Origin of the sequence: Brachybacterium sp. AOP25-B2-12 (assembly GCF_052378625.1) — a bacterium.
Taxonomy (GTDB): Bacteria; Actinomycetota; Actinomycetes; order Actinomycetales; family Dermabacteraceae; genus Brachybacterium.
On record NZ_JBQSXW010000027.1, the window covers coordinates 19,375 to 27,904 of the forward strand.

6 protein-coding genes are annotated in these 8,530 nt (G+C 73.5%); 3 read left to right on the plus strand and 3 right to left on the minus strand.

The features are described from left to right. Positions 1-63: 63 nt before the first annotated feature. Positions 64-861, minus strand: a complete 798-nt coding sequence (locus tag ACT3TZ_RS14235; protein ID WP_444584091.1) for a SurA N-terminal domain-containing protein — start codon at positions 859-861, stop codon at positions 64-66. 383 nt (positions 862-1,244) lie between these two features. Between ACT3TZ_RS14235 and ACT3TZ_RS14240 the strand changes: the two genes are divergently transcribed. The 3 genes from ACT3TZ_RS14240 (at position 1,245) to ACT3TZ_RS14250 (ending at position 5,903) form a co-directional block, all read left to right on the plus strand. Further along, positions 1,245-4,448: a LamG-like jellyroll fold domain-containing protein gene (locus tag ACT3TZ_RS14240; RefSeq protein WP_444584092.1), complete on the plus strand. Its 3,204-nt coding sequence runs from the start codon at positions 1,245-1,247 to the stop codon at positions 4,446-4,448. A 222-nt stretch (positions 4,449-4,670) separates the two neighbouring features. Then, positions 4,671-5,357 carry a DUF4282 domain-containing protein gene (locus ACT3TZ_RS14245; protein ID WP_444584093.1) on the plus strand — a complete coding sequence of 229 codons (687 nt, stop codon included), beginning with the start codon at positions 4,671-4,673 and terminating at the stop codon, positions 5,355-5,357. 105 nt (positions 5,358-5,462) lie between these two features. After that, positions 5,463-5,903, plus strand: a complete 441-nt coding sequence (locus ACT3TZ_RS14250) for a hypothetical protein (protein WP_444584094.1) — start codon at positions 5,463-5,465, stop codon at positions 5,901-5,903. A gap of 88 nt (positions 5,904-5,991) precedes the next feature. Here the strand turns inward: ACT3TZ_RS14250 and ACT3TZ_RS14255 are convergent, their stop codons facing one another. Together ACT3TZ_RS14255 and ACT3TZ_RS14260 are read right to left on the minus strand one after the other, a co-directional pair. Beyond that, positions 5,992-6,852 carry a DUF3152 domain-containing protein gene (locus ACT3TZ_RS14255; protein WP_444584095.1) on the minus strand — a complete coding sequence of 287 codons (861 nt, stop codon included), beginning with the start codon at positions 6,850-6,852 and terminating at the stop codon, positions 5,992-5,994. Positions 6,853-6,953: 101 nt separating this feature from the next. After that, the gene (locus tag ACT3TZ_RS14260) at positions 6,954-8,240 is read right to left on the minus strand and encodes an ATP-binding cassette domain-containing protein (RefSeq protein ID WP_444584096.1); all 1,287 of its coding nucleotides are present in this window, start codon (positions 8,238-8,240) and stop codon (positions 6,954-6,956) included. Between the last annotated feature and the right edge of the window lie 290 nt (positions 8,241-8,530).

Sequence of the window (8,530 nt, forward strand, 5' to 3'; positions counted from 1 at the left end):
CAGCGTCAGGCCTCGGATCCGGTGATCCCGGTCACGGAACCGCTCGCCTCCGTGCCCGGAACCTCACACATGCACCTCGACGTCCCCCTTCTCCCGCAGCTCGGTCACGAGGGCCTGCGCGGCCTCGCCCTCGCGCTGGGAGACGACCTGCTGGGCCAGCTGGTCCCTGACCTCCTCGAAGGGCGGGGTCTGCATCGCGTCCGCCTGACCGCCGGCCTGAGCCTGCTGCTGCGCCACGATCTGGTCGTACTGCGCGCGCAGCTCCTCCTCGCTCGGCGGCGGCACGTCGGCCTCGCGGTCGATGTAGGCGGTCAGCGCGAACTGGTCGGCGGCCTGGGCGCGCACCTCATCCTCGCTCAGGCCCTGCTGGCCCAGCGCCGCGACGACCTCGTCGGGCGAGCCGAGTCCGTTCTGCTGGGCGATCGAGGTGAGTGTCGCGTCGACGTCCGCATCGGTGGCCCGGACCCCCGACGCGTGGGCGGCCTGCAGCAGGAGGCGGTTGCCGACCAGCTGCTCGGCGACCTCGGAGCGCAATGACGCGGGGTCGACCTCCTGACCCGTGGACTGCTGCTGGGCTGCCTGCTGGGCCTGCGCCTGATAGGAGCGGGCGAACTCGTCCTTGGAGATCTCCTCGCCGTTGACCACGGCGACGGGGTCCGGGACGTCGGCGAGGTCGGGGTCCGCTGCCGGGCCGGCGGCGGGGTCGCTCGCGGCGGGCTGGGCGCCGCCCTGGTCGCTCGCGGCGGAGCCGCCGGGCGCGTCGGTGCAGCCGGTGACGGTCAGGGCCGCGGTGAGGGAGACGGCGGCCAGGGCGGTGCGCAGGGCCGAGGTGCGGCGGCGCGCGGTGGTGCGGATGGACACGGTGCATGCCTCCTGGGATCGGGAGCGGGCGACCCTACGCCCTCGACCCCGGAACGGCGTTGCGGGAATGCCCAGGGTGCGTTCGGGTTCCTGGCCTCGGTCGATGTCTCCGCAGGGCACGGCGCTCGGGCGCATCGGGAGCTTTCCGGCACGGACCGACGACGGCCATGCGCAGGACACGGGAAGACCCCCGGGAGTTCACCGGCGGGCGGTCGGGATGTCCCCGGCGCTCCCTAGCGTCGAGGTCGACACGAGCATCCCCCCGATCCCCTGGAGACCCCCGTGCCCACCTCCCCGCCCTCTCCCGCATCCCCGCGCGGAACCACTCCCCGATACGGGACACCGCCCCGTTCTCGCCCCTCCGCCCTCTCCTCGCTGCGCCCGTGCCGGCCGGGGGCCCCGGCGGCGCTCCCGCCCGGGCGCCGCTGCCCGAGCCGACGGTCGAGGCACCCGCTCCCGACGTCCTGGACGTCGACGTCGACGTCGACGGCACGGCCGACCGCGCACGGGGCCGCACCGTCACGCCCTTCGGTGCGCAGCCCCCGATCGGCCCCGATGCCGCCCTCGGACGGGACGTCCTCTCCTTCGACGGCACCAACGCGCTGCGCTACGACTACGCCGACGGCTTCACGGCGACGTCCTCGGCCCTGACCCTCGAGTGCACCGTCCGCTTCGACGGCGGTCTCACCGCGGGCGACGCCGAGTCCACCGGCAACTTCTGCGGCGCCAAGGAGGCCGGCGGCTACTCGTTGACCGCCTACGGCTCGACCCTGAAGATCATGGTCAACGTCGACGGGAAGTACCACGGCGCCGGCGTCACGGTGCGCGAGGGCGTCTGGTACCACGTCGTGGGCGTCTGGGACGGCCAGGAGGTCGCGCTGTACCTCGACGGGAAGAAGGTCGCCGAGAAGGACGCGCCCGGATCCGCGATCACGCCGCCCAAGGAGGCCGCCCGCCAGTTCTTCCTGGGCGCCGACACCAACGGCAGCGGCAACCCCCAGTTCCACGGCACCACCTCCGTGGCCGGGGCCGGGATCTTCGGCCGTGCGCTGAGCGCCGAGGAGATCACCGCACGGTACGTCCAGGCGTTCTCGGACCGATCGGACGCCGACGTCACCGCCCAGGTGACGAGCCCCGCCGGTGGCTCGCACCTCACCGGGCCCACCATCTTCGCCGCGACCGCCGAGCACGAGGAGCTCCTCGCCGCACCGCTGGAGTTCACGCTGGACGGGCAGCCCGTCGCCCTCGGCGACGAGATCGGTCCGGGCCTGGCCGCGGGGGAGCACACGATCGAGTACCGCGGCACCGACGCCTTCGGCCAGGAGGTCAGCGGGTCGAGCACCTTCAGCTCCGCCGCGATCCCCGTGGCCGACGGTGCCTCGCAGGAGGCGGCCGACGGCAGCGCCCGCCTCACCGCGCGGGCCACCCACCCCAGCGGCGGCCATCTCGACACCACCTTCCTCGAGGGCGACGTGGCCCCCGCGCGGGGCACGAGCCAGGGCACGATCGACCCCGCGGCCTTCGGCGAGGACGGCTCGCTGCCGGCCGACACCGAGCTCACCGACCCCCAGGGCACGGACGACGCCCTGCGCCCCGCCGACGACGCCCAGCTCGAGGCCCCTGTCAGCGCCCGCACCCCCGCGCTGCGCACCGACCTGGACTTCACCGGGGACGGGCAGCAGATCCTCTGGCGCGGACAGGCCGATCCCTCGCATGCCGTCGGCCTGCTGCTGCTGGACACCACGACGGGCCGCTACGAGGTGGTCGACACCTCCCGCGGCGCGGCCGACCGCACCATCGAGCTGAGCGCGCCGGCGAGCGACCGCCACGACGACGGCGGCACGGTCCGCGCGCTCGTCGTCGGCGTCGATCCCTTCGCCGACGACCTGGACGCCCCGGTCCGTGACGGCTTCGAGGACCCGGACTCCTTCGACTTCTCGCTCATGCACATCACCGATACCCAGTACCTCTCCGAGGGCGCGACCCAGCGCCCCAGCGCCGAGGAGCGGAAGGTGTGGGCCTCCGCCTACACCGACTCCTACGACTGGGTGGCCGAGCACGGCGCCGAGCACAAGGTCGCCTACGTCGCCCACACCGGGGACGTGATCGAGAACTGGAACACCAACGATGAGGATCGGGATGTCGCGATCGAGGAGTTCGAGTTCGCCTCGGGAGCGCAGAAGGTCCTCGAGGACACCGGCGTGGTCCACTCGGTCCTCCCGGGCAACCACGACAACCGCGGCGGCGGCGACGTCGGCGAGGACAGCCTGTTCAACGACTACTTCGGCCCCGAGCGGTACGAGGCGCTGGAGGAGAAGGAGACCTGGAAGCAGGCCGGCGCGGAGTACCACCCCTGGAAGCCGGGCGACAACCAGAACAGCTACACCTCGTTCACCGCGGCGGACCGCGACGTCATCGCGATCAGCCTGGGCTACGACGTGACCGAGGAGGAGGTGGCGTGGGCCGGTGAGGTGCTGGACCAGTACCCCGGGCGCAACGCGATCCTGCTGACCCACGCGTACAACAAGCCCAGCGACTCCGCCGACGGGCGTGGGGCGGGCTTCTCGCACGACGGCCTGCTGATCCGCGACGAGGTGCTCGCCAAGCACCCCAAGGTGGCGCTCGTGCTGTCCGGCCACGAGCACGGCGTGTCCATCAGCGTCCGCAAGGACGTGGGACAGCGCGGCAACAACGTCGTCGAGCTGCTGGCCGACTACCAGTTCTACGAGGTGGGCTCGGATCAGCTGGACCTCACCGAGGTGGGCGGCTACGGCCAGGACACCGGCCTGCGCTTCGGTGCGGCGTTCTTCCGGCTCCTGCAGTTCGACCTCGACGCGGGGGAGATGTCCGTGGACACCTACTCCCCGCACCTCGACGAGTTCGGGGCCACCGAATACGACGACAAGCAGCGCTACGACGGCCACGAGGACGACTTCCGCCTCCCCGTGCAGTTCGAGGGCCGCACCACCACGTTCCGCACCGACGCCGTGATCGGGCTGACCCCGAGCGATCGCGTGATCGGGGAGACCACCCACGCCTCGGGTGAGCCCGCCACGGTCACCTGGGACGGGCTCGAGGACGGTCGCGCCTACGGCTGGTTCGCGGTGAGCCGCGATGCCGGGACCGGAGAGGCCGCGGACGCCCCGCAGCTGCGCGGGCGTGCCCTGCGCGCGACGCCCGCCGAGCTCGACGGAGGGATCGTGCAGTTCAGCGCGTTCACCGCGACCGGTGCGGAGATCGACGACACCCCGGGCGAGCCCGGACCGGACGATGACGGCTCGGGCGACGGGAACGGGGGAGGCGACGGGTCCGGTTCCGACAATGGTTCGGGTTCGGGTTCGGGTTCGGGTTCGGGCGACGCGGGTGCGGGGACCGGTGACGGTTCGACGGCCGGCAGCGGCACCGCGGCCTCGCCGGGTGCCGCACCCGCGGACCACGGGACCGAGAGGACGCCGGGTCCCGCGACCGCCGGGGCGGGCCGCACCGGGGCGCTGCCCCGCACCGGCGCCGAGGTCCTCCCATGGGCGCTCGCCGCGGCGGGACTGATCGCCGCCGGTTCGGTGCTGGTGCGGCTGCACCGACGATGATCGGCGCGGGCGCGCCCCGCGTGCCCGGTCGCTGATCGCGGTGGGCCGGCCCGTCGGGGTCGGCCCACCGCTCCTCACGCCCCGGCGCCGTCGGCCGCCGACACGAACCTGGTCAATCGTCGGCACCGCGGCTTAGTCTGCGCTCTGTGGCGCACGGCCTCCGAGACCCGGGGGCGAAGCCACCCATCCCCATCCCCGTTCCCAGCCGGAAGCAGGCACACGATGACCCAGCAGCCGCCCGCCCCCCACCCCGACGACCGCTCGGGCCAGGAGCCGACCCAGCACGACCCGACGCAGGGAGCGCCCTCGGCGGCGCCCGCATCGCCGTACGCCGGGAGCCCGCAGGTGGCTTCGCCGTACGGTGCCGCTCCCCAGAACGCCCCCTACGGCGCGCCGCAGCCCGGAGGGGCCGGGGCCGCCCAGCCCTCGCCGTATGCGGCATCCGCGGCATCGGCCGGTTCCGCATCCTCTGCGCCGCACGCCACCTGGGGCGGCGGGGAGCCGACGCCCGGGTATCCCGTGCACCCCGCGAACGCCTCGTCGACCTCCGGCGTTCAGCGCGTCGGGTTCTTCAAGGCCCTCTTCGACTTCCGCTTCGAGCACTTCATCACCCTGAAGTTCGCGGGTGTCCTCTACCTGCTGTCGTGGATCGTCGCCGCGCTGATCTGGCTGTGGAACATCGTGTCCGCGCTCCTCTTCGGGTTCGCGTTCGCATCCCGCGACTACTACGGCGGCGCGGACTTCACCGCCTGGCCGTTGATCGTCGCGGTGCTGTTCGGCTGGATCCCCTCGGTGCTGGCGATCCTCGCGTTGCGCCTGGTGCTCGAGTTCAGCGTCGCCACGGTCCGCACCGCGGAGAACACGACGGCCCTCGCGCAGCGCGCGACCACGGGCGGTTCCGACGACTGAGCGTCGCCACCTCGGCGGTCGGCGCCTCGCTCCACGATGAGCGGGTTCCGTCCGGCGGGTGGCCCGGGTGGCCCGGGTGGCCCGGGTGATCCCGAGGATCCCCCCGTGCCGGGCCCTCCGTCGGACGACGCGCACGGAGGTCCGGCGCACTCGTGGCACCGGCGTGTCTGGGTGCTGTCTGCCGCGGGAGCGTTCGCCGGGCACCTCGCATGCGTCGTGGGAAGCCTCGGCCGGCGCCGCGAACCGTGGCTGTGGTTCGTGGTCGTGCGACCCGACGGCACCAAGGAGTCCGCCTTCGAGGATTACGGCAGCTTCTGGGAGGAGCGACCCGGAGGCCGATCGGAGGGCTGGTGCACGGCCGATGAGCTGGATGCCGGCTACCTGGACCATCATGGACAGGAGACCTCTCGGCGCTCCCGCGTGCTCGGGCGGCGGTGGGCGACCGTGGTGCCGGGCGCGGCCTGCCGGTATGACGCGACGCTGCTGGGCCCCGGGTCGGCCCGGAAGCGCTGGGCGGAGCTCGGGCTGGTCGACGGCGACTTCTGAGCCGGTCGTGCGGTTCTGCGCGCTGCCGTGCCGTGCTGGGGTGCGCGGGCTCGTTCGGGCGGCCCCGTGCTCCTTCGAGCGGGTTCGTTCAGGCCGTGCCATCCGCCGTCGGCCAGGGATTCGAGCGGCAGCCGCCCAGGTCGATGCTCTGCTGCAGCATGACCGGAGCGGCGAGTCCGGGGCCGGTGCAGGGGACATGATCGTGTCCGAGGAAGTGGCCCACCTCGTGGTTGACCATGTAGGTACGGTAGGCCCCGAGGTCGTCGTAGGTGGGGGTCATGGTGGTCCAGCGGTCCGAGTTCAGCACCACGTCACCGCCGATCCGGCAGCTCCACGTGCCCTGGGTGCGTGCCGGCGCGCAGAGGGCGTCGACCGTCGGCGGGGAGGCGATCGAGATGGTGAAGTCCGCCTCATCCTCGGTCGCGACCTGGCGGAAGGCGACGTCCTCGACGCCGCGCCATCCTCGGTCGTCCCCCAGGATGCTCGCGACCTCCGCGGCGGCCTCTCCGGCGTCCACGGAGATCCCGCCCTCGACGCGCAGCGCGTAGGTGTGGACCGTGGAGGCCTGATGCTCCGTCCCCGTCGGTGCGGCGACCGCCCAGGTCCCGTCGCCGACGACACCGGTGTGCGCGATCTCCGCGCTCTCCGGGGCGTCGTCCGCCGTCGGCTCGACCGCGGGGGCCGCCGAGGGCGACGCGCTCGATGCGCCACCGGCGTCCGAGGCCGCACCTCCGTCCGAGGCCGGTGACCCCGCTGACGCCGAAGGGGATGCCCCGGCGGGCGCGGTGGACTGTGCACTCGGGTCCGCCGGTGCGCGGGTGGCGGCGCGGATCCCGGCGATCACGAGCACGATCACAGCGATGATCGCCACGAGGACCAGGACCGATCGGACGAGGCGCCCGCGCCTCGTCAGGACCAGGCGCGGTCGATGCTCCGGTGGTGTCGACACCTTCTCACCGTAGGGCCAGGGGCGTCCGGTGGCGGCGCGCCACGCCCGGCGGGCATCCCGTCACGGTCGCGTCGGGTCCCGCCGCGCCGTGCGCACCGCGGTCACGCGTCCTGTCCGGCCACGTGGTCCGACGCCGACGCCGACCCCGTCGCCGGAGCCGACGCCGTCGCCAGCGCCCGCCCGGTCGCAGACCCGCTCACTGCCGCGACCTCGCGAGGCGTCCCTGTGGCGACGATCCGCCCGCCGTCCCCGCCGGCACCCGGGCCGATGTCGATCACGTGGTCGGCGCGGGCGATCACCCGCAGGTTGTGCTCGACCACCACGAGGGTGGCCCCGGCGTCGACCAGGGCGTCGAACAGCTCGGTGATGCGGTCGACGTCGCGGGGATGCAGGCCCGTCGTGGGTTCGTCCAGCACGATCCGCTCTTGGGACAGGTCCTCGACGTCGACGAGGTGCCGGGCCAGGAGCAGGCGCTGCTTCTCCCCGCCGGAGAGGGTGTCGAGGGAACGCCCCACCGCCATGTAGCCCAGCCCCACGCGCTGCATCCACGACGTCGCCTCCGCGATCGTGGCGGTGTCCCCGAACGCCTCGGCGAGGCGTGCCGGTGTCATCTCCTGGACGTCGGCGATGTCCGCCCCGGCGACGCGGACACCCAGGGCGGTGTCGTTGAAGCGGCGGCCGCCGCACGCGTCGCACGGCGTCGAGACGTCGTCGAGGAAGGCCAGCTCGGTGGTGATGCGCCCCTTGCCCTTGCACTGCGGGCAGGCACCGCGCGAGTTGAAGCTGAACCAGGAGGCGTCCAGGTCCGAGGCGCGGGCGAACAGGCGGCGCACGTCCTCGGCGATCCCGAGGGCGCTCAGCGGAGTCGAGCGCACGCCGCCGCGCAGGGGCTCCTGCCCGACCACCGTGAACTCCGCATGCTGGGACGGGAGGTCCAGCGTGGCCAGGGAGCTCTTGCCGGATCCGGCGACGCCGGTCACGGCGGTCAGCACCCCCAGCGGGATGTCCACGTCGACACCGGTCAGGTTGTGCGCGCGCGCGTCGCGCACGGCGACGGCGCCATGGGGCGTGCGCGGGTCGGCGTTCAGGACCAGAGGCGTCCCCAGGAGGCGTCCGGTCGGCGTGTCGCTCTCGCGCAGCGCCTGCGGATCGCCCTCGAAGAGGATCCGTCCGCCGCCGGCCCCGGCGCGGGGGCCCACGTCGATGACGTGGTCGGCCACGGAGATCACCTGCTGGTCGTGCTCGACCACGAGCACCGTGTTGCCGTCGTCCCGCAGGCGCCGGAGCAGGTCGATCAGGCGGTGCACGTCCTGGGGGTGCAGGCCTGCCGTGGGCTCGTCGAACACATAGGTGACGTCGGTCAGGGCGCTGCCGAGATGGCGGACCACCTTGACGCGCTGCGCCTCGCCGCCCGACAGCGTCGAGGACGTCCGGTCGAGCGTGAGGTATCCCAGGCCGACCGAGAGCAGGGCATCCAGGGTCGAGCGGATCCCGGCCAGGGCGGGCTCGACCCTCGGATCGTGCGTCGCATCCAGGAGCTCGCGCAGCTCGGCGACCGACAGGGCCGTCCAGTCGACGATCGAGCGGCCGTCGACGAGGCTCGCCCGGGCCGCGGCGTTGAGCCGGGCGCCGTCGCAGTCCGGGCAGGCGTGGCGGGTCGTGATCCGATCGAGCTAGT

What these genes read in the sequence shown, in the direction of transcription:
- ACT3TZ_RS14245 (WP_444584093.1), top strand. Translation starts at nt 4,671, where the DNA reads ATGACCCAGCAGCCGCCCGCCCCCCACCCCGACGACCGCTCGGGCCAG.